The organism is Yinghuangia sp. YIM S09857, assembly GCF_051388915.1.
Lineage (GTDB): Bacteria > Actinomycetota > Actinomycetes > Streptomycetales > Streptomycetaceae > Yinghuangia.
Window position 1 is genome coordinate 408,298 of the sequence record NZ_JBPKBH010000004.1, and the last position, 22,499, is coordinate 430,796.

The window sequence follows — 22,499 nt, forward strand, 5'->3', positions numbered from 1 at the left end:
GGCGGCACCGCCGCGTCCGCACGCGCGGTGCCGCCCCGAGGTGTTGGCCGCCGGCATCCCCTCGCCGACCGCGACCCTGCGCTGACCCTCCGGGGCCCTGCCCCCGCCCCTGCCCCCGCTCGTTTCCCGAGCCCGCCGGGTCACAGGCAGGCCGGGGCCCGCAGCCAGGATGAGCTTGTCCGCCGGAGCCGTGGCCTCAGCCCGCGAACCAGCCGCCGTCCACCGGCAGGATCGCGCCGCTGACGTACGACGCCGCGTCCGAGGCCAGGAACACCGCGACAGATGCCATCTGCTCCGCCTCGGCCATCGCGCCCGCGTTCATCAGCACGCCGGACAGGCGGCCGAAGCCCTGCTCGCTCATCTCGCCCTGCACGATGTTGGTGTTCACGGCGCCCGGGCATATCGCGTTCGCGCGCACACCCTGCTCGCGGTACATGTACGCGATGCTGCGCGTGAGCCCCACGACCCCGTGCTTGGACGCGGTGTAGGACGGCCCTCCGCACCCGCCGCGGATGCCCGCCTCGGACGCCGTGTTGATGATGCTGCCCTTGCTCTCCAGCAGGTGCGGCAGCGCCGCGCGCGCGACGAGGAAGACGCCGGTCAGGTTGACGCCGATCGTGCGCTGCCACTCCGCGAGGGAGATGTCCTCCAGCAGGCCCATCGAGTCGAGCACGCCCGCGTTGTTGCACACGACGTCGAGGCCGCCGTACGCGGACACCGTGGCGGCGACCATCGCCGCCACCGACTCCTCGTCCGCGACGTCGACGCGCACCGCCGTCGCCGTGCCGCCCGCCGCCTGGATCTCGGCGACGGTCTTGGCCGCCGTCTCCTCGGCGAGGTCGGCCACGACGACGCGGTCGCCGAGCGCCGCGAACGCGACGGACATCGCCCGGCCGATGCCGGAACCGCCGCCGGTGACCAGGACGGTGCGGGCGGACTGCGCGGGGGTAACACTCATGGTCGCTGCTCCTTGGACGACGCGGTGGCGAGCCGCCGGGGCCGCGCGGTGGCTTGACTGCGCGTCAGATCCGGCGCGGTCCACGGTATGGCACGCTGTGCCAAAAAGGGACCTCCCGGCAGAGGCAATTTCCGCCACTCACCGGCTCGCCCTCACGCCCCACCCCCGAACCACGCACCGCCCCCGCGCACCGCACCCCGCGCGCCGCACCCCCGTATCGCACCCCTCGCACCGGGACCCCCGCACCGGACGCCGCGCTCCGCACCCCCGCGCTCCGCACCCAGAGTGCCGCACCCGTGCACCGGACCCCCGCGCCGCACCCTGCGCGCCGTACCCGCCCCGCACCGCACCCGCGCACCGGACCCCGCGCCCGTGCACCGGACCCCCCCGCGCCGCGCCCCCGCGCCTCCCCGCGCAGCACCGCGTGCCGCGCTTGCGTGCCGCGCCCCCCGCGCCGCACTCCCCGCGCCTACGCCGGCGGCGGGATCGACACCGCGAGCGTGATCACCGTGACCACGGCCCCCGTGTTGCGGTATGCGTGCGCGTGATGCGCTTCGAAGTGCGCCGTCGACCCCTGCGGTACCCGGTACTCCCGCCCGTCGACCACCAGCGTCAGTTCGCCCTCGTCGACCCGGACGAGTTCGGCACTGCCCGGGGGATGGGCGTCCGAGTCGTGCCCTTCGCCCGGCATGATCCGCCACGTCCACAGCTCCAGGGGGCCGGGAGCCTCCGTGCCGGCGAGCAGGACCCCGCTGCTCCCCGCGTCCGTGCGCCACAACTCGACGGCATCCTCGGCCGCGGTGACGCGCACCGTCGGCGCGTCGGAGTAGTCCAGCAACTGCGCGATGCTGACGCCGAGTGCGTCGGCCACCCGGATCACGGTGCCGATGCTCGGGTTGGTCCTGGCCTGCTCGATCTGGATGAGGATGCCGCGGCTGACCCCCGCGCGGGCGGCGAGCCGGTCCAGGGTGAAGCCGCGGGCCTGCCGTACCCGCTTGGTGTTGCGCGCGAGCGACTGGGCGACGATTTCCAGGTCGGGCATCGGACCGTCCAATATTCTGAATGACAGCGTTCACTGTGCAGTACTACGTTGTAATGCACTGCCTGGTTCACCGTACTGCACTGTGAGGTCGTCTTGACGGTCACTCTGGCCCTCGTCACGAGCGTGCTGTGGGGCTTTGCCGACTTCGGCGCGGGGCTGCTCGCCCGGCGTATGCCCACGGCCCGGGTGGTCGTCCTCTCGCAGACTGCGGCGTGTGCGGTGCTCGGCGTGGTCGTGCTGGCGACCGGCGCGGTGTCCGAGGCCGGGCCGCGCCTGTGGTTCGCGGTCGCGGCCGGATTCGTCGGGCCGCTGGCCCTCCTGTGCTTCTACGAGGCCCTGGCCCGCGGACCCATGGGCGTCGTCTCGCCGCTGGCCACAGCCGGAGTGGTCATCCCGGTGTCGATCGGCCTTGCCGTGGACGGCGACCGCCCCGGCGTTCCGCAGTACCTCGGCATGGCCGTCGCCGTCGCCGGGATCGCCCTCGCGGGCGGCGCCAAACTGGGCGGCGGCGCGGCGATCCAGCGCCGGACGCTCCTGCTCACCGCGGGCGCGGCCCTCGGCTTCGGCAGCGTGTTCGCCCTGATCACCGAGGCGTCCGCGAGCCTGACGGGGCTGTTCCTCGCACAGTTCGTGCAGCGCACGATCAACATCGCCGTCGGCGGCACCGTGATGCTGGCGACCGAACGACGCCGCCCAGCGCCCGCGCCCGTACCCGCGCCGCACGACCAACCCGACCCACGCCGCCCGATCCCGAGCCCCCGCCGCGAGCCCGCCCGGACTCCCACGCTTGCGCGGACGCAACCCACCGCCAAGCCGTCACAACTCCCGGCGGCCGAGCCGTCCTCCGCGGCGTCACACGAGCCCGAACGCCCCTCCCTCTCACCGCCACGCGTCATCCCCTGGGCCCTGCTCCCCGCCCTCACCATCGTCGGAGTGACCGACGTGGCGGCGAACGGCACATACGCCACCGCCGCCCAAAACGGCCCCGTCACCGTCGCGGCCGTCCTCGGCTCGCTCTACCCGGTCGTCACCGCCCTCGCGGCCTGCGTGTTCCTCAAGGAACGCCTGCGACCGGCCCAGGCCCTGGGTGCGGGCCTGGCCCTGGCCGGAACCATCCTTCTCGCCGCAGGCTGACCGGTCCTCAGCAGCGTTGCGCTTCAGGGACGCCCGGCTCCCGGCACCGCCACGCGCACCGCCTCGACCCGACCGGCGCGCAGCTCACGCGACTTCGCGGCGTCCCCGAGCGTCGCGGCGGTCACCATCAGCAGCGTGCGCCGATCGCCGCCGCCCAGCACACACGCGATGGCGCGGCGCTCGTCCGGCAGTTCGACACTGTCGGTGACCTCGCCGCCCTCCCGCACCCGGATGAACCGCCGCGACACCGGACACGCGACCCACACCGCACCCTCGGCGTCCAGACAGATCCCGTCCGGGTGGTCGCCGTCGCCCAGCGCGGCGAACACCCGGCGCCCGGACAACGATCCGTCCGTCGCCACATCGAACGCCGTCAACCGCCGCGCCGCACTCTCGGCCACCACCAGCAGCCCCGCGTCCGGCGAAAGCGCCATCCCGTTGGCGCAGTTGAGGTCATCGGCGACCACCCGCGCGGTGCCGTCCGGCGCGACACCGATCAACGGCATCGGCTCGGGGCGGCTGCCGTGCGTGTGGAAGTCGTACCCCATCTGCCCGACGTACGCGAAGCCGTCCGACCGCACCACCATGTCGTTGACGTGGTGCGTCCCGAGCCCGTCCAGGTCGGCGTGCGTCGTCAGCACCCCGTCCCGGAGCCGCAACACCCGCCGCTCACCCATCGCGACCACGAGCAGATCCCCACCCGGCAGCCACCCCAGCCCCGACAGCTGGTCCCCGTACTCCGCGACCACTGTCTCGGCCTTCGCGCCCCCCGCAAGGGAGCCCAAATCCTCGGGCACCTCCACGGCGAGGACCTGATGCCCCACCAGATCCGAAAGCCAAAGCCGCCCGTCATGCCACCGGGGTCCCTCGCCGAAACAAAGTCCGTCAAGCACCGTCACACGTGTCACCATGCCGTCCTACGTACCCGACCCACCCCGAGATAGGAAGTGACACAGCCCCGTCTCCGGCCTCGGCACCTCGCCTGACTCCCGTACCCGACGCCCATCCGCACAGCCCGCCGCACCGCCGCCGCACCGCCCGTCCGCCCCGCCCCGGGCATCCGGCGATGACCGCCGAGAGGCAGCGGCCGGGCCGTCGGAGGGGCCGTTCCCGGCAGGGGCGGGACGGGTCGGCGGTGCGGTCTTCGCGATGTGGGGTGGGGCATCGAGTCATTCGCCGCGCATGGGGCGGTCCGGGGCCGGGTCGTGTCGGGCGTGGGGGATGACGCGGCTTCGGGGCGGTGGGGCGGGTCAGGGGAGGTAGCCGGTGCGGGTTACCGGGTGGACCGGGGCTGCGTGGCGTTCGGTGCTTCGGGACAGGCCGTTGAGCAGGGCGTTCCGGAGTTCGGTGGGGGAGATGACGTCGTCGTAGGAGAGGGCGTTGGCCGAACGCCAGGGGCCGGAGGCCTCGTTCGCGACGAGACGGTCGCGGGTGGCCTCGTCCTGTTTGGCGGTCGCGGCGCCGGCCGCGGCGGGGATGCCGCCGAGGGTGACGCCGGGGAAGGCGTACGAGACGGTCTGCGCGTCGAAGGGGTTCATCGCCATGACGGAGGAGCCGAAGCCGAACGCCTTGCGCAGGGTCACGTGCAACTTCGGTACCTGCAAACGGTGTTGGGCGGCGAACATGCGGGCCGAGGCGCGCAGGATCCCGGCCTGTTCGGACGCCGTTCCGGCCAGCACGCCGGGATTGTCGGCGAGGAAGACCACGGGGAGGTGGAACGCCCCGCACACGTCGAGGAACCGCGCCGACTTGGCCGCCGCGTCCGCGTCGATGGTCCCCGCGCGCACCGACGGCTGGTTGGCCAGCACGGCGACCGCGTGTCCGCCGAGGCGGGCGAGGGCGGTGAGGACCGAGCCGCCGTAGCGCGGCTGGATCTCCAGCACGGTCTTGGTGTCGAACACCGTGTCGAGCACGGCCCGCATGTCGTACGGCCGCCGCGCGTCCGGCGGGATCAGATCGAGCAGTTCGTCCGTCGGACGCGGCCCGGTGTCGGCGTTGCCCTGCGCGGCACCCGTGTACGGCGGCCGCTGCCAGGCGTTCGACGGCAGGTAGGAGAGGTAGCGGCGGGCGAGCGTCAGGGCGGCCGCGTCGTCGGCGACGGCGTTGTGCGCGACGCCGCTCCGCACGCAGTGCACGGCAGTGCCGCCGAGTGTCTGCTTGTCGACCTTCTCGCCGGTGGCCGCCGCGACCAGCGGCGGGCCCGCGGTGAACAGCGCGCCCGCGCCGTCGACCATGATCACGAAGTCCGACAGCGGCGCGGTGAGCGCACCGTGCCCGGCCGAGGGTCCGACGACGATCGCGACGGTCGGCACGATCCCGGACAGTTCGGTGATCGCCTGGAGGTCGTTGGGCGACGCGGTGTGGCCCTGGAGCGCATTGGTCGCGCGGTGCCCCGCGCCCTCCAGGATCATCACGAGCGGCGCCCGCTCCTGACCCGCGAGCCGCGCGAGCCGGGCGCGCTTGGCCGCCGCCGACGCACCGATCGACCCGCCCTGGACGGTGAAGTCCTCGGCGCCGACAAAGACGGTACGCCCGCCGATCCGCCCCGAACCCGCCACGAACGCGTCCGCGGGCGACTCCGCGCCACCCGCGAGCGTCCCCAACTCCTCGAACGAGTCGGGGTCGACAAGCGCGCGGATCCGAGCCCGAGCGTTGAGCCGCCCGGCGGCACCGTAGCGGGCGACTTTCGCCGGCCCGCCCATCGCCCGCGACGCCGTACGGCGTCCCGCGAGATCGTCGAGCAGCGGCTTCCAGGCGTCACGATGTGAAGGACTTCCGGTCATCCGCCAATAGTAGACCGAGTCAAGCATTTGGGGGAGGGGTGGGGGCGTGTGGCTTCCGTGCTGCCGCGGGGGCGCGGAAGCTTCGGGGACGCGTGGGTCAGACGAGGATTACTGTTTTGCCGCGGGCTTTGCCGGCTCGGCTTCGGGCTACGGCGTCGGGTGCGTCGGCGAGGGGGACCTGGGCGCCGAGGCGTACGGTTGCGCGGCCCGTGTCGACTTCGGCGGCGAGGCGCGTCAGGAGGTCGGCGCTGGGGGCGACGACGAAGTTGACGCCTTCGACGCCGCGACGCGCCAGCGCCTCGGGGTCGGCGGCGCCGATTGTGCTGACGGCGACGCCGCCGTCGGCGACGAGGTCCGCGTACGCCGCGAAGCGCTCGGGATCGGACGCCAGGTCGATCAGCGCGTCGACGCCCTCGGGGTACGCCTCCCGCAACTCGTCCGCCGGCACGCCGCCGCGCGCGTCCACGGTGTCCGCCGCGCCCAGTTCGCCCATCTCGTGCTCGCCGACGCCGCGCGTCACCGCGACCACCCGTACGTCGCGCGCCGACGCCAACTGCGTCACGAACGAGCCGACGCCGCCTGCCGCACCGACCAGCAGCAGCGTCTGCCCTTCGGCCAGACCGGACCGGTCCAGCATCGACATCGCCGTCAGTCCGGCGGTCGGCAGCGCGGCGGCCAGCGGCAGGGGCAGCGATTCCGGCGCGGCGGCCAGCACACCGTCCTCGGCGGCGATGACGTACTCGGCGTAGGTTCCGTACGCGCCGACCGGCACCCGCTTCGGCTGCCCGAACACCGCGTCGCCCTCGGCGAACCGCGTCACGCCGGGCCCGAGCGCCGCCACCTTGCCGGCGAAGTCGACACCGTAGATGAGCGGGTAGACCGCCTCGTCCGCGGTCTCGCCGCGACGCGCCCGGTCGGCGAGCTTCCAGTCGAGCGGGTTCAGCCCCGCCGCGACCACCTTGATCAGCACTTCGCCCGGCCCGGGCTCGGGAACGGGCAGCCGCATGAGCTCGGGCTCGCCCGCGGGCTTCGCGACAGCAACCGCGCGCACTGTGTCCTCCAGACCGGCGGCCGTAACGGGTCGGCCCCCTGGCTCATGGTCACCGCGTTGCCGCACATCGGCAACGGGAGCAAGCCGTACGGGTGAGGGCCGCGGGCACGAGGAACGGGGTGTCGGACGAGTGGGGAACGGGGGTGGGGCGGGCGGCTCTTGAGGGGTTGGGTGGAGTGGTCGGCGCGGGCTGGGGATGTTGCGTCGGTTGCGTTCTTGGCCGGGGCTTCTCCCGGGCCCGGCGGCTCGCCCGGTCCTCCGCGTTGCGCGGCGTACGCGAGGCCGTGCGCGCCGGAGCGCGGCGCGGGCGTGCCCGGTCAGGAGGGGGGACCGGCCGTGCCCCCGGCGCCGCCGAACGTTGCCGGAGGGGCCCACGTCAGTGCCCGCTCGCGCTCGCGGGCCAAGGCGTCCCCGGAGCCGTCCCCGGCGTCGTACAGCGCGAGTGAGGCGGCGACCGCCGCGCGGTCCGTGGCGCCGGCCGCGCGTGCGGACTCGCGGACCCGGTCGGCGAGTTCCGCGTGCGGGACCACATGGTTGACGAGTCCCGCGCGCAGTGCCTCGGCGGCCGGTACGCGGCGGCCCGTCGCGGTCATCTCCTTGGCGAGGCGCACCCCCACCGCGCGCGGCAGGAGCGCCGACAGCCCCCAGCGCGGCAGCACGCCGAGCCGGGCGTGCGTGTCGGCGAAGAACGCGCGGTCGGACGCGATGATCCAGTCGCAGCTCAGCGCCAGCTCCAGGCCACCCGACACGCACGCGCCGTTCACCGCGCAGATCACCGGCTTGCGGACGGCGCGCAGCGCGGCGCCCGGGTTGGTCGGCGGCAGTCCGGCGCCGAGCGCGGCGATCTCCTTGATGTCCGCCCCGGCGCAGAAGACGGGGTCGACGGCGGCCAGGACGACCACCGCCACGGCGTCGTCCGCGTCGACCGCGGCGCACACCCGTTCGATCTGCTGCCGCATGGCCAGCGTGAGTGCGTTCTTCGCGTCGGGACGCTCGATGGTGAGGGTGAGGACGGCGTCGTCCAGGTCCGCCCGCATTCCTTCGGTCGCGTAGTCGGCGCCGTTGCTCGTGCCGCTCACCGGCCGGTCTCCAGCCGCGCGTTGTCCCAGGTCAGCACGTCGCCGTCGGGGCGGATGCGGAGCAGTGCGCGGGCTGCGTCGTACCGTGCCCGCGCGCTCGCGGGCATCTCGGGGCGCGGCGTGCGGAAGTCGCGGTACTTGGCGTCGAACAGCGCGTCGACGTGCGCCCAGTCCGGCGCGGGCTCCAGTACCGCGCGGCCGGTGATCTGCACCGCGCGCAGCTCGGACCACTTCATCCCCGACTCGACCAGGAACGACACCCGGTCGTCGCGCCGCACGCGTCGGAACTTGTACGTCGACGCCGCCCCCGCGACCCACACCTCGCGCCCCTCGACCACGAACCACACCGGCAGGGACACCGGGAACCCGTCCGCCCGCAGCGACGTGAAGATTCCGGTGTGCGACGACGCGAGCGCTTCCCACGCCTCGTCATCGGACAGACGTACGCTCATCCGCTCCTCCTCCTGCCGGGCTCCACGCGCGGTGCCAGATCCCCGGCGCACAAATCTGACGGACTGTCAGGCGAGCGTAGGGCGGATGGACGGCCATCTCAATGCGGTGATCATCGGCGGATGGCAGGTGATCGGCGTGCGGTTCACCAGCCGCGGCGTTCGGCGGCGCGATGGCGCAATCTGTGGGGTACGTGGCGTGGACGACACCGGGCGCACGCGCGAAGCTGTGGGCGTGGCCCGACGTACCGCAAGAGATCCCGAGCAACGCTCCGAGCGCGAGGCCGTGCCGGACGCCGACCGAGGCGCGTCCCGAGACACGCCCCAAGGCACGCCCCAGGACGCCGACCGACAGGCCGACCACCGCGAGCCCCAGGGCACCGCAGACCGCGCACCCCGACGCCCCGCCCCGCGCACCGTCGTCTTCCTCACCTACCCCGGCCTCCAGTCCCTCGACCTGGCAGGCCCCTTCGAGGTGATGGCGCACATCGAGGGCTATCGCTGCCTCGTCGCCGCCCGGCGCGCCGGGCCGGTCGTGTCGGAGAGCGGGCTTTCGGTGCAGGCGGCGTACGGCATCGGCGACATCGACCCGGCCGACGTCGACACGCTCGTCGTGGTCGGCGGCGGAGGGGTCGACGAGGCGAGTCGCGACCCGGTGCTGGTGGCCTGGGTACGCGAGGTCGCCCGGCACGCGCGCCGGACCACGTCCGTGTGCAGCGGCGTCTTCCTCCTCGCGGCCGCCGGAGTGCTGGCCGGGCGCACCGTCACCACCCACTGGTGCCGTGTCGCGCAGTTCCGGCGCGAGTACCCGGGCATCGCGATCGATCCGGACCCGATCTTCATCCACGACGGGCCCATCTGGTCCTCGGCGGGCGTCACGGCCGGCATGGACCTCGCCCTCGCCCTCGTCGAGGACGACCACGGGCGCGCACTCGCGCACCTGGTCGCCCAGCACCTTGTCCTCTACCTGCGCAGGCCCGGCAACCAATCGCAGTTCAGCGCACCGCTGTGGGGGGTACGTCCCGCCACCGACCCGATCCGCGCCGCCACCGAGGCGGTCGCCACCGACCCGGCGGCCCGGCACACCGTCGAAACGCTCGCCGAGCGCGCCGGGCTCAGCGCTCGGCACTTCCAGCGGCGCTTCACCGCCGAGTGCGGCGTCCCGCCGACGGTGTACGTCGAGCAGGTCCGCGTCGAGGCCGCGCGCCGCGCGCTCGCCGAGGGCGACGACCCGGTGGAGGCGGTCGCACGCCGCTGCGGGTTCGGGACCGCCGAGACGCTGCGCCGCACCTTCCACCGCCGCGTGGGCGTGTCGCCCACGGACTACAGAGACCGATTCCGAAGCACGAAAGGCCGGCCATGACCACGTATGGACTGCTGTTGTTCGACGGCGCCGAGGAACTGGACTTCGTCGGCCCGTGGGAGGTCTTCACCGCCTCCGCCATGGTGCGCGCGAGCCAGGACCCGACCACCGAGGACCGGGCCGTCGCGATCGCCGAATCCCTCGAACCCGTCCGCGCCGCAAAGGGATTGCGCATGCTGCCGGACGCCACCACGGCCGGGCACCCGCCGCTCGACGTCCTGCTCGTTCCCGGCGGACAGGGCACCCGGCGCGAGGTGGAGAACCGCCCGCTGCTCGACTGGATCGCCAAGACCTCGGCCGCGGCCGAGTGGACGACCAGCGTCTGCACCGGATCCCTGCTCCTGCACGAGGCAGGCCCGGCGAAGGGGCGCCGCGTCGCCACGCACTGGAGTTTCGAGGACACCCTTGAGGCGCGCGGCGACATCACCGTGGTCCGCGACGCGCGCTACGTCGTGGACGGCAACGTCGCTACCTCGCAAGGCGTTTCGGCCGGGATCGACATGGCGCTGTGGCTGGTCGGCAGGCTGCACGGCCGCGACCACGCGCGTGCGGTACGCCGGTACATCCAGTACGACCCGGCCCCGCCGTACCTGGCTGACGAACCGGGCGCCTGAGCGGCGGCGCGCACCGCTGAGGACGGACGCGGGCGCCTCCGCGCGGACGGACGCGGGCGCCTGCGCGCGGATGAACGGCACCCCGTCTCCCGCTCGCTTCAGGCGGAGAGCCGCGCCCGGCGCTCCGCCGCGCGCCGCTCGGCTTCCAGTGCCGCCGGCGAGGTGGCCAGGTAGTCGAGCGCCTTCTGCGTCGACGCCTCGCCCTCCGGGTGGTACGACGGCTTCAGGTACCGCGGAATCGAGAACAGCAGTTCGACGAAGTCCGGCGCCCGCCCCTGGCGTGCCGCGCGCCGCATGTCGCGGAACCGGTATCGGCGGTCCGGGATGTTCGGGTCCTGCCGCATCAGGTGGCTCGCGCCGACGTGCCACAGCCACATGATGGTCGGCGCGGTGAAGAACATGCCCTCCACGCGCCGCGGATACCGCGTCCACGTGCCGCCCAGGTGCTGGTAGAGGTCGAAGGCCACCGACCGGTGCTCGACTTCCTCCGCGCCGTGCCAGCGCAGCAGGTCCAGCATCACCGGGTCCGCGCCGATGCGGTCCAACTCCTCGGCCTCCAGCACCCACTTGCCCAGCAGCGCGGTGAAGTGCTCGATCGCCGCGATGAGCGACAGTCGGAAGCGCAGCCATTCGGCCTGCGGCATCGGGAGGTACGGCTTGTCGCCCAGGAAGTCGAAGAAGAACCACTCCAACTTCCTTGTGTAGCCGGACGTCTCGATCCCCTGCGCGCGCAGGTGCTCCAGGACGGCCGCGTGCGAGTACGAGTGCACGGACTCCTGGCCCATGAACCCCCGTACGTCCTCGCGGAGTTTGTCGTCGGTGACGAACGGCAGCGCCTCCTTGTACACGTGGACGAACCACTTCTCGCCCGCGGGCAGCAGCAGGTGCAGCACGTTGATGAGGTGGGTGGTGGGCGCGTCGTCGGGGACCCAGTGGACCGGAGTGTGCTGCCAGTCGAAGGCGACCCGGCGCGGCCGGATCGGCGTGTCGCTGACCGAGATCACCGCCGCAGGCGACCCAACTCCCGCCGCGGCGTCCGGGTGGATCGGGTTCATGGTGCGAAACTCCTCCTGGTCGTCACTTGGGCAGATCGACACGCGCCAGCGCCCGCAGCACGCGCGGCGTGAAGCGCGATGCGGCCCGCGCGGCACGCGCCTCGGGGGTGACCGGTCGTACAGCGGTGTTCTCGGCGACCGCCCGCAGGATCGCGTCCGCCACCTTCTCCGGCGGATAGCCGCGGCGCTTGTACGCCTTCGTGGTCTTCTCGCGCAGCGACCGCTCCTGGTCCGCACTCGTCCCCACGAAGCGCGTCGCCCCGGTGATCCCGGTCGCCACGAACCCCGGGCAGACCGCCGTCACTCCGATGCCGTACGCCGCGAACTCCGCCCGCAGGCACTCGCTCAGCATCAGCACCGCGGCCTTGGAGGTCGAGTACGCCGGCAGCGACCTGGAGGGCTGGAACGCCGCGGCCGACGCGGTGTTGACGATGTGCCCGCCCTGTCCTCGCTCGACCATCATCGCGCCGAACAACCGGCAGCCGTGGATCACGCCCCACAGGTTCACGTCCAGCGTGCGCTTCCACTCCTCCGGCGTGGTCTCCAGGAACGAACCGGCAATGCCGATCCCCGCGTTGTTGACCACCAGGTCCGGAACCCCGTGCGCCGCCTTGACCTTGCCCGCCAGTTGCTCCATGGCCGCCGGGTCCGAGACATCGACCTTCGCCGCGAACACCTCGGCGGCGCCCAGTACTTCGGCAAGATCGGCGGTACGCGTGGCGGAGGCCCCGTCGCGGTCGACGAGGACCAGACGCGCCCCCGCCTCGGCCAGCGACAGTGCCGTCGCCCGGCCGATCCCGCTGCCGGCGCCGGTGACCACCGCGAGCTGTCCGGTGAAGCGCCGGCGGTTCTCCTCGGCGCGGCGGGCCTTGCGGCCCTTGGGCCCCCTCGCCCCCGCCTCCTTGCCGTGCACCAAGTCCGCCACGGCAACGCGCCCGTCGCGCTCGCGACCCACGGCGCCCGCGACGGTGTCCACACTCTCCACCCGGTCCACGAACTCCCCGATCCACCGCGCCAGGAGGTCCGGCCTGGTACGCGGCACCCAGTGCCCGCCCGATACCTGACGACGCGTCAGATCCGGTGCGAAGCGGTCGAGTTCGTCGTACAGCCGCTTGGCCAGGTAGCGCTCGCGGTCCGGGACGACGAGCTGCACCGGCATCCGGGCGATCGCGTCCGGGCGCGGACTCGCCATGCGGCGGCGGACGTTCGCACGGTAGAGCTTGGCGCCGAACACCCCGTCCTCGGAAAGCGATGGCTCCGGCGCGCCGAGTGTCTTCTCGGCCCGCGTCATCATCGCGGGCCAGCGCCTGCCCAGCAGGCCGCGCCACGCGAGGTCGGGGACGACGGGCAGGTGCAGCGCGTACACGTACCAGGAGCGCAGCCCCTGCTCGACCGTGCGCGAAATGCGGCGCGGCGTCGGGCGCGTCAGCCCCTCCCGGGTGAGCACGCCGAGATGGTCGAGACTCGGTCCGGAGATGGTGGTGAACGAGGCGATGCGCGAGGCGAGTTCAGGTGTCGTGGCGAACTCCCAGCTCTGCACCGACCCCCAGTCGTGCCCGACCAGGTGCACGCGGCCCTCGGGTGCGACCGCGTCGAGCACGCGCTCGAAGTCGTCGGCGAGTCGGCGGAGCGCGTACGCGGACGTCGCCTCCGGGCGGCTGGACTCGCCTGCCCCGCGCACGTCGTACGCCACCACCCGGTACCGCTCGGCGAGCCGCGCCGCGACCTCGCCCCACACTTCCTTGGTGTCCGGGTAGCCGTGCACCAGGACCACCGTCGGCCCGTGGGCGGCCCCGGCTTCCACGGCGGCGAGGCGGACGCCCTCGGGCGAGACGACCTCGAAGCGGCGGGCTCCCGGGAGTTCGTACAGCGAGGTCACGCCGACTCCTTCGGGACGGTGGGAAGCCCGGCGGCCGACATCTGGTCCGGAGCCGGTCCGGGCGCCGCGACCACGGGCACGGGCACGGCGGTGACCCCCGGGAACCCGGGCGCGGATCCGGTGGCCGCCGTGCCCTGGATTCCGCGGTCGGCCCAGCGGTGCACGTGTGGGAGGTCGTCGTCCAGCCAGTACGCGTGCCCGTCGTCCTCGACGACCAGCAACTCCTCGAACTTCGCTCCCACGCCCCGGAATCCGACGTGCGGCTCGACCGCCCACAGGCCGGGGGTCGCCGGATGGTCGGACAGTCTGCGGTGGTTCCACAGCGGCGACCAGCCCTCGCGGTGGCCGCGCAGTCCGTCGTGCAGCAGGCCGCGCAGCGCGCGCATGCCGAACCCGAAGGCGTGCGGCCGCAGTCGGGCGTCGGAGACCTTGTCCACACGGTGCGCGATGACCCCGAACGGGTAGGCGCGATGCCGGTTCTCGTAGCCCTGGCGGGCCATCAGGGCGTCGACGTCCAAATAGATCTGACGCAGCGTCCGACCGGCCTGCACGGCTTCGAGGATGAACGCGCGGTGCGCCGCGAGGTCGTCGAGGAGGCGGTCCACGACGGGGTTCGGGCCGAGCGACGTCGTGTACCCGATGTCGGCCGTGCAGCCGTCGAACACCGGGGCCACGTCGAGGATGAACGGCATGCCCTCGGCGAGCCGCCGGTTGGTCGCGAAGAACTGGTGCGGGACCTTGAAGCCGGTGAACGCGGTGCGGTCGCCGAACCACGCGAACGGCAGGTGCAGCCAGTCGCGTACGCCGTGTTCGACGAGCCACTGCCGCATCATCGCGGTGGCTTCGCGCTCGGTCGTGCCGGGGCGCAGGCGCGCCGCGACCGCCTCCGCGCAGTCGTAGGCCAGGCGTTGCGCGACGCGGAAGCCGTCGAGGTCGGCACCGGTCATGCCGGACGCGCCGACGGGTCCGCCCGAGGCGGCCGCAGAAGCCTTGCCGGCCGATCCGGCCGATCCGGCCGAAGGAGCCGAACCGCCCCTGCCGACCGGGCCGGTCGAGCCGATGGGTGGGTCCGTAAGCGGGGTCGCCATGCCGACCGCCTTTCGGAGAGGTGAACCGTGCGGGAACGGGGCGCGAAGCGCGCGAGCACGCGGCGAGCGGCCCAGGCGGAGGTCCGGACAGAAGGTGTTACCCGGGGTAACATACCTGGCTCCCGGGCGGGACGGAACCCCTCGCGCCGCGACGCGTGCCGCGCGACACGCCGAACACAACCACTGGTGGTTCGCGTCGGGGGTACCCACTACATATATGCTCCTGCTCGCAGCGAGTTCACCTGCTCCGCGCTGTCGGGGCAGGTGGCGAAAAGGTGCTGATGTCGTGTCATGCGGCATTGATCCTTTGAAGAGGGAACCCGGGTGCGAGCACTCGCGACACGTCGCGGCGCGCGTACGCCAAGCCGGGACTGCCCCCGCAGCGGTGAGCGGGAACGACCGCCGTCACCAAGCACTCCGGCCCCGGCCGGGGGAAGCGACGGCCACTAGGAACTCCGCGCTCCGGCACACCCGTGGTGTGCCGGTGCCCGGCATGCCCGCGAGTCCGAAGACCTGCTCGCCGCCCGTGCCCGCCCCCTGTCAGGCGGCGCACGGTGGTCACCGCATTTCGAGCTCGCGAGGAGAGAGCCCGTGACCGTCATGGACAGCGCGATTCCGCGCGCCCAGAACCACCCGGTATCAACCGGTTTGTCGGCATCCCCGGCGGACCCTGCCGCCGCCCTCGCCGCCACCGTCGCCGTCGTCGAGGCCCTCGCCGACGACCTCCACGACGTCGACCCGCGGCGCGTCGCCACCCGGGCCCTCGCCGGACTCCACACCGGAGCCACGGACGCCGAACGCGACGCCCTCGTCGTCCGCACCGCGGCCGAACTCATCGCCGAGGAACCCGAGTACTCCCGCCTCGCCGCCCGCCTCCTGGCCCGCACCATCGACGCCGAGGTCCGCACCCACGGCATCGCCGGCTTCAGCTCCGGCATCGCCCTCGGCCACACCGAAGGCCTCGTCGGCGACGAGACCGCCGCCTTCGTCGCCGCACACGCAGCGGAACTCGACGCCGCCGTAGACCCGTCCGCCGACCGCCGCTTCGAGTACTTCGGCCTGCGAACCGTCTACGACCGCTACCTCCTGCGTCACCCCGTCAACCGCGCCGTCGTCGAGACCCCGCAGCATTTCCTGATGCGCGTAGCCTGCGGCCTCGCCAAGACCGCCCCCGAGGCCGTCGGCTTCTACCGCCTCATGTCCTCCCTCGCCTACCTGCCCAGCTCCCCGACCCTCTTCAACTCCGGCACGCGCCACACCCAGATGTCCTCCTGCTACCTGCTCGACTCCCCGCAGGACAACATCGAGTCCATCTACGACATGTACGGCCGCATCGCCCGCCTCTCCAAGTTCGCCGGCGGCATCGGCGTCGCCTGGTCCCGCATCCGCTCCCGAGGCGCCCTCATCCGCGGCACCAACGGCCACTCCAACGGCATCGTCCCCTGGCTCAACACCCTCGACGCCTCGGTCCAAGCGGTCAACCAGTGCTTCGCCCCCGAGACGCCGGTGTTCACCGCCGACGGCCCCAAGGCCATCGGCGACGTGCAGATCGGCGATCTGGTGCTCGGCATCTCCGGCGAATACCGCGCGGTGGAAGGCAAGTTCGCGTACCTCCAGCGCGACCCGATGGTGCGGGTGGACGTCAAGCACGGCATCGCGCCGCTGGACGTGACGGCGGGCCACCCCTTCTACGCGGTCACCGGCGTACCCATGGAGACCACGCCGGCGCGGACGATGCGCCAGTTGCAGAAGGGCACGGTGCGCGCCGCCTGGACCGAGGCCGGGCACCTGCAAAAGGGTGACTTCGTCGCGCAGGTCATCCCGACGGAGACCGTGCCGGTCGAGGGCCTGACCGACGACGACGCCCGCCTGTACGGAATCCTGCTCGGCGACGGACACCTCGCCGCCGACGGCCGCGAATGGGGCGTCTCGGGGAACCCCGACAAGGACACCCACCTCCAGTTCGTCCGCGACTACCTCGCCGAACGCGACATCCACTATTGGGAGACCGCACGAGGGACGACGTACGCCCAGGTCCGCTGGGCCGCCGGGCGCGGCGTCACGCGTGACCTGGTCACCGGCCGCGTGCTCGGCGCCGGTCCCGCGACCCTGCCGTTCACCCGCGAGGACATCTACGACGGCAACCGGCGCAAGCGCATCGCGCGGCGCTTCGCCCACCTCCCCAAGTCCCAGGCCATGGCGCTGATTCGCGGACTGCTGGAGACCGACGGCGGCGTCTTGCGCGGCAAGGAGATCTACTTCACCAGTACCTCGGAACCACTCGCCGAAGGACTGCGCTACCAGTTCCTCCGCCTGGGGGTTCCGTGTGCCGGCCGGTATCGCGAACGCACCCAGGACCACGAGGGGATCCGTTCGGACGGCGGTCCGGTCGTCCTCACCGGCCTCGTCCGCTCCTACGACCTCCGGATTCCCGCGGTTCCGGAAATCGCCGAACTCGTCGGCTGTGCGCCGATGGGCAAGCGGAACTGGTTCATCTGGCAGGGCTGCGTCTTCTCCCGGGTCCGCTCGGTACGCGCCGCCGGCAGCATTCCCGTCGTGGTCGACCTGAAGGTGGAGGGCGACGAGTCGTACATGACGTCCTCTGCCCTCGTGCACAACGGCGGGAAGCGACGCGGGGCTGCGTGCGTGTACTTGGAGCCGTGGCATCCCGATGTCCTGGAATTCCTGGAACTCCGGGACAACACGGGGGAGGACGCGCGGCGGACGCACAATCTCAATCTTGCGAACTGGATTCCGGACCTCTTCATGCGGCGGGTCGAGGCCGACGGGATTTGGTCGCTGTTCGATCCGGACGAGGTGCCCGAGCTGCCGGACCTTTGGGGTGCGGAGTTCGACGCGGTGTACGAACAGGCGGAGCTGGACGGGCGGTTCGTGCGGCAGATGCCTGCTCGGGATCTGTATGCGCGCATGATGCGTACGCTCGCGCAGACGGGGAACGGCTGGATGACGTTCAAGGACGCGTCCAATCGCACGTGCAACCAGGCGGCCGAGCCCGGGAACGTCGTGCATCTGTCGAACCTGTGCACGGAGATCCTGGAGGTCACGAGCGACGGCGAAACGGCGGTGTGCAACCTCGGGTCGGTGCAACTCGGGGCGCACGTGACCGGGAACGGCGTCGACTGGGGCAAGCTGCGCGCCACCGTGCGCACCGCGGTCACCTTCCTCGACCGGGTCATCGACATCAATTACTACCCGACCGGTCAGGCCGCCGCGTCGAACCCGCGCTGGCGCCCGGTCGGCCTGGGCGTCATGGGACTTCAGGACGTCTTCTTCAGGCTCCGCTTGCCGTTCGACTCCGCCGAGGCGCGCGAACTGTCGACGCGGATCGCCGAGGAGATCTACCTGACGGCGCTGGAGACGTCCTGCGACCTGGCGAAGGAGGCCGGGCCGCATCCCGCCTACGCGGAGACGCACGCGGCGCGAGGGCGGCTGCAACCGGACCTGTGGGAGGGCGTCACCCCGACGCAGACCAAGCGCTGGGACGCCCTGCGCGACCGCGTCGCCGCCCACGGCCTGCGCAACTCCCTGCTGGTCGCCGTCGCGCCCACCGCCACCATCGCGTCCATCGCGGGCGCGTACGAGTGCATCGAGCCGCAGGTGTCCAACCTGTTCAAGCGCGAGACGCTGTCGGGGGAATTCCTCCAGGTCAACACCTACCTGGTGGGCGAGCTCAAGCGCCGCGGGCTGTGGACGGCGGCGATCCGCGAACGCATCAAGCGCGCCGAGGGATCCGTCCAGGACATCACCGAACTCCCGGAAGACGTACGTCTGTTGTACCGCACCGCGTGGGAACTGCCGCAGCGCGCGCTGATCGACCTGGCGGCGGCCCGCTCGCCGTACATCGACCAGTCGCAGTCGCTCAACCTGTTCATGGCCGACCCGACCATCGGCAAGCTGTCGTCGATGTACCGGTACGCGTGGTCGACCGGCCTGAAGACGACGTACTACCTGCGCTCGCGCCCCGCGACGCGCATCCAGCAGGCGACCGTCGCCGCCGCCGCGCCCGCGGTCGCGGACGAAGAGGCCGTCGCCTGCTCCCTGGAGAACCCCGAGGCCTGCGAGGCGTGCCAGTGACGACCGTCCACGAATCCCCGGGCGCCCACAAAACCCCGGGCGCTCACGAAACCGCAGGCGCCCACGAGACCCCGGGCGCCCACGCGGCGCCCGGGGCGTCCCGGGCGCGGCTGCTCGACCCCGGCATGAGCCTCACACTGCGGCCCATGCGCTACCCGGACTTCTACGAGAAGTACCGCGCCGCGATCCGCAACACCTGGACCGTCGAGGAGGTCGAGCTGCACTCGGACCTCGCCGACCTCGCCAAGCTGGGTCCGGCCGAACGCCACCTCGTGCAGCGCCTCGTGGCCTTCTTCGCCACCGGCGACACCATCGTCGCCAACAACCTCGTGCTCAACCTCTACCGTCACATCAACGCCCCCGAGGCTCGGCTGTACCTGTCGCGGCAGCTCTTCGAGGAGGCCGTGCACGTCCAGTTCTACCTGACGCTGCTGGACACCTACCTGCCCGATCCCGACGAGCGGGCCAAGGCGTTCGCGGCCGTCGAGCACATCCCGTCGATCCGCCGCAAGGCGGAGTTCTGCTTCCGCTGGATCGACTCCGCGATGGGCCTGCAACGGCTGTCGGGCCGGGACGAGCGGCGGCAGTTCCTCCTCAACCTGATCTGCTTCGCGGCGTGCATCGAAGGGCTGTTCTTCTACGGAGCGTTCGCGTACGTCTACTTCCTGCGCTCGCGCGGACTCCTCAACGGCCTTGCCTCGGGCACCAATTGGGTGTTCCGCGACGAATCCGCGCACATGGACTTCGCGTTCCAGGTCGTCGAGACCGTGCGGGACGAGGAGCCCGACCTGTTCGACGACGAACTCGCCGACGACGTACGCCGCATGCTCGCCGAAGCGGTCGACGCCGAGACCGCCTTCGCCGAAGACCTGCTCGGCGGCGGAGTCGCGGGCATGACGGTCGCGGACATGCGGACCTACCTCCGACACGTCGCGGACCGCCGCCTCGCGCAACTCGGCATGGAGCCGATGTACGGCGCGGCGAACCCGTTCGCGTTCATGGAGCTCCAGGACGTGCAGGAGCTGGCGAACTTCTTCGAGCGGCGGGTGTCCGCGTACCAGGTCGCGGTCACCGGAACGGTGGCGTTCGACGAGGACTTCTGACGGGAACTGCACACGCGTTTCGCTTGCCGCGCGCACCCGGTTGGTCTAGTGCTGTGGGTGGGAGGGTTTGCCGGGACCGGTGGACCTTCCCGGTCGCAGTAGGGGGGATCCCCGGCCGGATCCACGATTCCACGCGTACGGGAGGCCATCATGGAAAACGGCGGGCAGACCGGCAGGCTGCACGGCAGGGTCGCGCTGGTGACCGGCGGCGCCTCGGGCCTCGGCCTCGCGTGCGTCGAGCGGTTCACCGTCGAGGGCGCCACGGTGATCGGCCTCGACCTGGGCAAGCCGGAAGAGGACTTCCCGGGCAGGGGCGGCCTGGTGGAGGCCGACGTACGCGACGAAAGCGCGGTCGCCGCGGCCGTCGAGGCGATCGCCGCCGAACACGGGCGGCTGGACGTCCTCGTCAACTCGGCCGGCGTCTCCGGCGGGGGAGTGGTGCACGCCCTCGACACGGCCGAATGGGACCGCATCGTCGACGTGAACCTCAAGGGCACGTTCCTCGCCGCGAAGCACGCGCTGCGCGTGATGATCGGGCAGCAGTCCGGCAGCATCATCAACATCGCGAGCGTCGAAGGGCTCCAGGGCACCGAGGGCGGCAGCGCCTACAACGCGTCCAAGGGCGGCGTGGTCACCCTCACGCGCAACATGGCCATCGACTACGGGCGGGCGGGCATCCGGGTGAACGCCATCTGTCCCGGCTTCATCGACACGCCGATGTTCCGGGCGGTGATGGGCTCGGGCAACATGACGCAGTACCGCGAGGAGTACCGCGAACTGCACATGCTCGGCCGCTTCGGACGCCCCGACGAGATCGCCGCGGCGGCGCTCTTCCTGGCCTCCGACGACGCGTCGTTCGTGACCGGCCAGGCCATCGCGGTCGACGGCGGGTTCCTCGCCGGGACACGGACGGGGCTGAGCGACCTCATCGCGGGGGCGCTCGGGATCACGCGCTGAACACCGTCGGGCCCCGGACCGGCGACCTGCGACCGGTCCGGAGCCCAACTACTTGCATTACCAAGGTACTTCGGTCGGCACGGCACGTGCACGCCGCCGCCGAACAAGGCACTTGGCCCGCCCACACAAAGCGCGCCTACTCCCAAGGCCACCCGGCGTCGCGCCCCCGGCTCAGCACGTCCATCAGCGTGAACAGCTTGTCGCTGAACCCGCCGATCTCGTACCGGTTCGGCGTGCCGCTCGCGATCACCGCGGGTGCGTACCCGGTCGTGTTGACGCCGAACATCGGCACGTGCGCCGGAATCGCGTCCGACACCGTCACCCCGCCCGCGCCCGAGCCCGCCCAGCGGAACGCCTGCATGTCCGAGACCAGCACGACGCGGTCGTGGCCCCGGTACGCCGCCCTCAGCGCCGGCACCGTCTCCGTGCCGTGCCCCACCTCGCCGTTCCGCTTGCAGAACGCCTCGATGTCGCGAAGCACCGAGCCGCCCCGCGTGATCCGGTGCGTGAAGTGCCGGTCCGCGAACCCGACCAGGTCGACGTCCGCGCCGCGGTGCGCCAGGGAGACCCCGAACAGCGCGCCGATGTCGGCGTGCGTGACCTTCGACTTCGCCGAGACGTACGACGACATGCTGCCCGACGTGTCGACCAGCACGAGCGTACGGCCGGGCAGCGCGGGCACGTTCGCCGTCGACGCGGCCAGCGCCCGGTCAAGTGCGTGGCCCCACCGCAGCGAGGGCGCGGCCCGGTAGGCCGACAGGAACCGGTACGGGAACAGCCGCGACCCCGCGATCGCCACCGGGTCCGCGATGCGCCGCGCGATGTCCTCGGCCACCTCGTCCGACAGCCCCGCCTCGTCGAAGTTGCGCAGGTTGCGGATCAGCGCCATGACGCCCATCGACGGCACGATCGCCTCCCACAGCCGCGCCTTGTCGAGCCGCGAACCGCCGAGCGACAGCACGTCCTCCCACGTCATGCCGGCGGCCCGCAGGCGGTCGGCGTCCAGCAGGACGGACGGGTCCTCGGCCGCCTCGGCGCGCAGCACCCGGTTGGCCGCGATCGTGCCCAGGCGCTCCGGCACCTCCGCGTCGTGCCCGTGGCGCCGGTCGATCGCGTGCTTGAACAGCCCGCCCTGCCACGGCTTGTCGGGCGCGGGCGAGGCGTGCGTCAGTTCGAGCACGTCGGCGAAGCGGAAGCCCTTGCCCGCGGTGTCATACTTCAGCAGCGCGCGCTCGGTGTACATCCGCGCGGCCGCGTCCGCGACCCCGCGCTTGACCGGCTTGGGCACCGTGCGGCCGTGCGTCGAGTGCCAGTACGCCAGCATCTCGCCGGGCTCGTCCGGACGCCGCAGCGCGGCGTCCACGATGGCCCGGTTCCCGCCGTGCAGCCCGAGCGCCAGCCGCGCGAAGACCGCCTCGGCGGCCGCGACCAGCGACGCCGAGCGCATCCCGGCGGCGTCCCGCAGCCAGCCGATGAAGCCGCGCATCCACGCCGGGTCCTCGGCGGCCACATCGTGCACGAGGTCGCGGAACCGGCGGTCGCGGGCGTCGGCGGACTCGTAGTACGCGGCCTCGCCGACCATGTTGGTGAGCGCGAACAGCAGGAGCTCGCCCCGCGGTTCGCGCAGATACGCGTCTCCGCCCTCGAACGTGGCCGCGACCGGCGTGGTCGTGGAGGTGCGGACCGGGCCGACCGCGGCGGCGCGCGCGGTCCGGCGGTTGAACTTGGACATGCCGAAATCCCCCCGTGGGATGGTGGATTGGGGGGAGGCGGCGTGCGGGGTGCCCGAGATCCAAGCGGCTCCGGCACATACGTGCTCTACCCGATTGAGCTACCGCCGGACTTGCGC

Annotated in this window: 16 protein-coding genes, 1 pseudogene and 1 riboswitch; of the genes and pseudogenes, 6 read left to right on the top strand and 11 right to left on the bottom strand. The window is 72.4% G+C overall.

Annotated features, from left to right (window positions below; all coding sequences use genetic code 11):
- Positions 1-196: 196 nt before the first annotated feature.
- Entirely contained in the window at positions 197-958 is a 762-nt protein-coding gene (locus tag ACRX5S_RS10700) for an SDR family NAD(P)-dependent oxidoreductase (protein WP_436772597.1), read from the bottom strand.
- A gap of 469 nt (positions 959-1,427) precedes the next feature.
- Positions 1,428-2,000, bottom strand: coding sequence for a helix-turn-helix domain-containing protein (locus tag ACRX5S_RS10705; protein ID WP_436772598.1), 573 nt, complete (start codon positions 1,998-2,000; stop codon positions 1,428-1,430).
- A gap of 93 nt (positions 2,001-2,093) precedes the next feature.
- Here ACRX5S_RS10705 and ACRX5S_RS10710 point away from each other — a divergent pair, with 93 nt between their 5' ends.
- The gene (locus tag ACRX5S_RS10710) at positions 2,094-3,134 is read left to right on the top strand and encodes an EamA family transporter (protein WP_436772599.1); all 1,041 of its coding nucleotides are present in this window, start codon (positions 2,094-2,096) and stop codon (positions 3,132-3,134) included.
- 23 nt (positions 3,135-3,157) lie between these two features.
- Here ACRX5S_RS10710 and ACRX5S_RS10715 read toward each other — a convergent pair whose 3' ends face one another.
- The 5 genes from ACRX5S_RS10715 to ACRX5S_RS10735 all read right to left on the bottom strand — a co-directional run bounded on the left by ACRX5S_RS10715 (position 3,158) and on the right by ACRX5S_RS10735 (position 8,499).
- The gene (locus tag ACRX5S_RS10715) at positions 3,158-4,045 is read right to left on the bottom strand and encodes an SMP-30/gluconolactonase/LRE family protein (protein WP_436772600.1); all 888 of its coding nucleotides are present in this window, start codon (positions 4,043-4,045) and stop codon (positions 3,158-3,160) included.
- Between the two features lie 339 nt (positions 4,046-4,384).
- Entirely contained in the window at positions 4,385-5,917 is a 1,533-nt protein-coding gene (locus tag ACRX5S_RS10720; RefSeq protein ID WP_436772601.1) for an acyl-CoA carboxylase subunit beta, read from the bottom strand.
- A gap of 97 nt (positions 5,918-6,014) precedes the next feature.
- Complete coding sequence (locus ACRX5S_RS10725) at positions 6,015-6,968, bottom strand: NADP-dependent oxidoreductase (RefSeq protein ID WP_436772602.1); 954 nt, start codon at positions 6,966-6,968, stop codon at positions 6,015-6,017.
- Positions 6,969-7,285: 317 nt separating this feature from the next.
- Positions 7,286-8,047, bottom strand: a complete 762-nt coding sequence (locus ACRX5S_RS10730) for an enoyl-CoA hydratase-related protein (protein WP_436772603.1) — start codon at positions 8,045-8,047, stop codon at positions 7,286-7,288.
- The gene (locus ACRX5S_RS10735; protein ID WP_436772604.1) at positions 8,044-8,499 is read right to left on the bottom strand and encodes a pyridoxamine 5'-phosphate oxidase family protein; all 456 of its coding nucleotides are present in this window, start codon (positions 8,497-8,499) and stop codon (positions 8,044-8,046) included. The genes ACRX5S_RS10730 and ACRX5S_RS10735 overlap by 4 nt, the downstream gene beginning before the upstream one ends.
- Positions 8,500-8,908: 409 nt before the next feature.
- Between ACRX5S_RS10735 and ACRX5S_RS10740 the strand changes: the two are divergent.
- A pseudogene (locus ACRX5S_RS10740) lies at positions 8,909-9,859 on the top strand (GlxA family transcriptional regulator); the annotation flags it as partial.
- Positions 9,856-10,473, top strand: coding sequence for a DJ-1/PfpI family protein (locus ACRX5S_RS10745; protein WP_436772605.1), 618 nt, complete (start codon positions 9,856-9,858; stop codon positions 10,471-10,473). The pseudogene ACRX5S_RS10740 and the gene ACRX5S_RS10745, both read left to right, overlap by 4 nt.
- A gap of 98 nt (positions 10,474-10,571) precedes the next feature.
- Here the strand turns inward: ACRX5S_RS10745 and ACRX5S_RS10750 are convergent, their stop codons facing one another.
- The 3 genes from ACRX5S_RS10750 to ACRX5S_RS10760 are packed head-to-tail and all read right to left on the bottom strand — an operon-like array spanning position 10,572 to position 14,495.
- Complete coding sequence (locus tag ACRX5S_RS10750; RefSeq protein WP_436772606.1) at positions 10,572-11,528, bottom strand: metal-dependent hydrolase; 957 nt, start codon at positions 11,526-11,528, stop codon at positions 10,572-10,574.
- Positions 11,529-11,550: 22 nt separating this feature from the next.
- The gene (locus tag ACRX5S_RS10755) at positions 11,551-13,407 is read right to left on the bottom strand and encodes an SDR family oxidoreductase (protein ID WP_436772607.1); all 1,857 of its coding nucleotides are present in this window, start codon (positions 13,405-13,407) and stop codon (positions 11,551-11,553) included.
- On the bottom strand, positions 13,404-14,495 hold the full coding sequence (locus ACRX5S_RS10760; RefSeq protein WP_436772608.1) for a M24 family metallopeptidase: 1,092 nt from the start codon (positions 14,493-14,495) through the stop codon (positions 13,404-13,406). The genes ACRX5S_RS10755 and ACRX5S_RS10760 overlap by 4 nt, the downstream gene beginning before the upstream one ends.
- 269 nt (positions 14,496-14,764) lie before the next feature.
- Positions 14,765-15,030, top strand: a riboswitch (cobalamin riboswitch).
- Positions 15,031-15,095: 65 nt separating this feature from the next.
- Between ACRX5S_RS10760 and ACRX5S_RS10765 the strand changes: the two genes are divergently transcribed.
- The 3 genes from ACRX5S_RS10765 to ACRX5S_RS10775 all read left to right on the top strand — a co-directional run bounded on the left by ACRX5S_RS10765 (position 15,096) and on the right by ACRX5S_RS10775 (position 20,650).
- Positions 15,096-18,590 carry a ribonucleoside-diphosphate reductase subunit alpha gene (locus ACRX5S_RS10765; RefSeq protein WP_436772757.1) on the top strand — a complete coding sequence of 1,165 codons (3,495 nt, stop codon included), beginning with the start codon at positions 15,096-15,098 and terminating at the stop codon, positions 18,588-18,590.
- A 125-nt stretch (positions 18,591-18,715) separates the two neighbouring features.
- The gene (locus ACRX5S_RS10770; protein WP_436772758.1) at positions 18,716-19,693 is read left to right on the top strand and encodes a ribonucleotide-diphosphate reductase subunit beta; all 978 of its coding nucleotides are present in this window, start codon (positions 18,716-18,718) and stop codon (positions 19,691-19,693) included.
- 150 nt (positions 19,694-19,843) lie between these two features.
- A complete protein-coding gene (locus tag ACRX5S_RS10775) occupies positions 19,844-20,650 on the top strand; it encodes an SDR family NAD(P)-dependent oxidoreductase (RefSeq protein ID WP_436772609.1) in 807 nt (268 codons plus the stop codon).
- A gap of 136 nt (positions 20,651-20,786) precedes the next feature.
- Here the strand turns inward: ACRX5S_RS10775 and ACRX5S_RS10780 are convergent, their stop codons facing one another.
- The gene (locus ACRX5S_RS10780) at positions 20,787-22,382 is read right to left on the bottom strand and encodes a TROVE domain-containing protein (RefSeq protein ID WP_436772610.1); all 1,596 of its coding nucleotides are present in this window, start codon (positions 22,380-22,382) and stop codon (positions 20,787-20,789) included.
- Positions 22,383-22,499 lie beyond the last annotated feature (117 nt).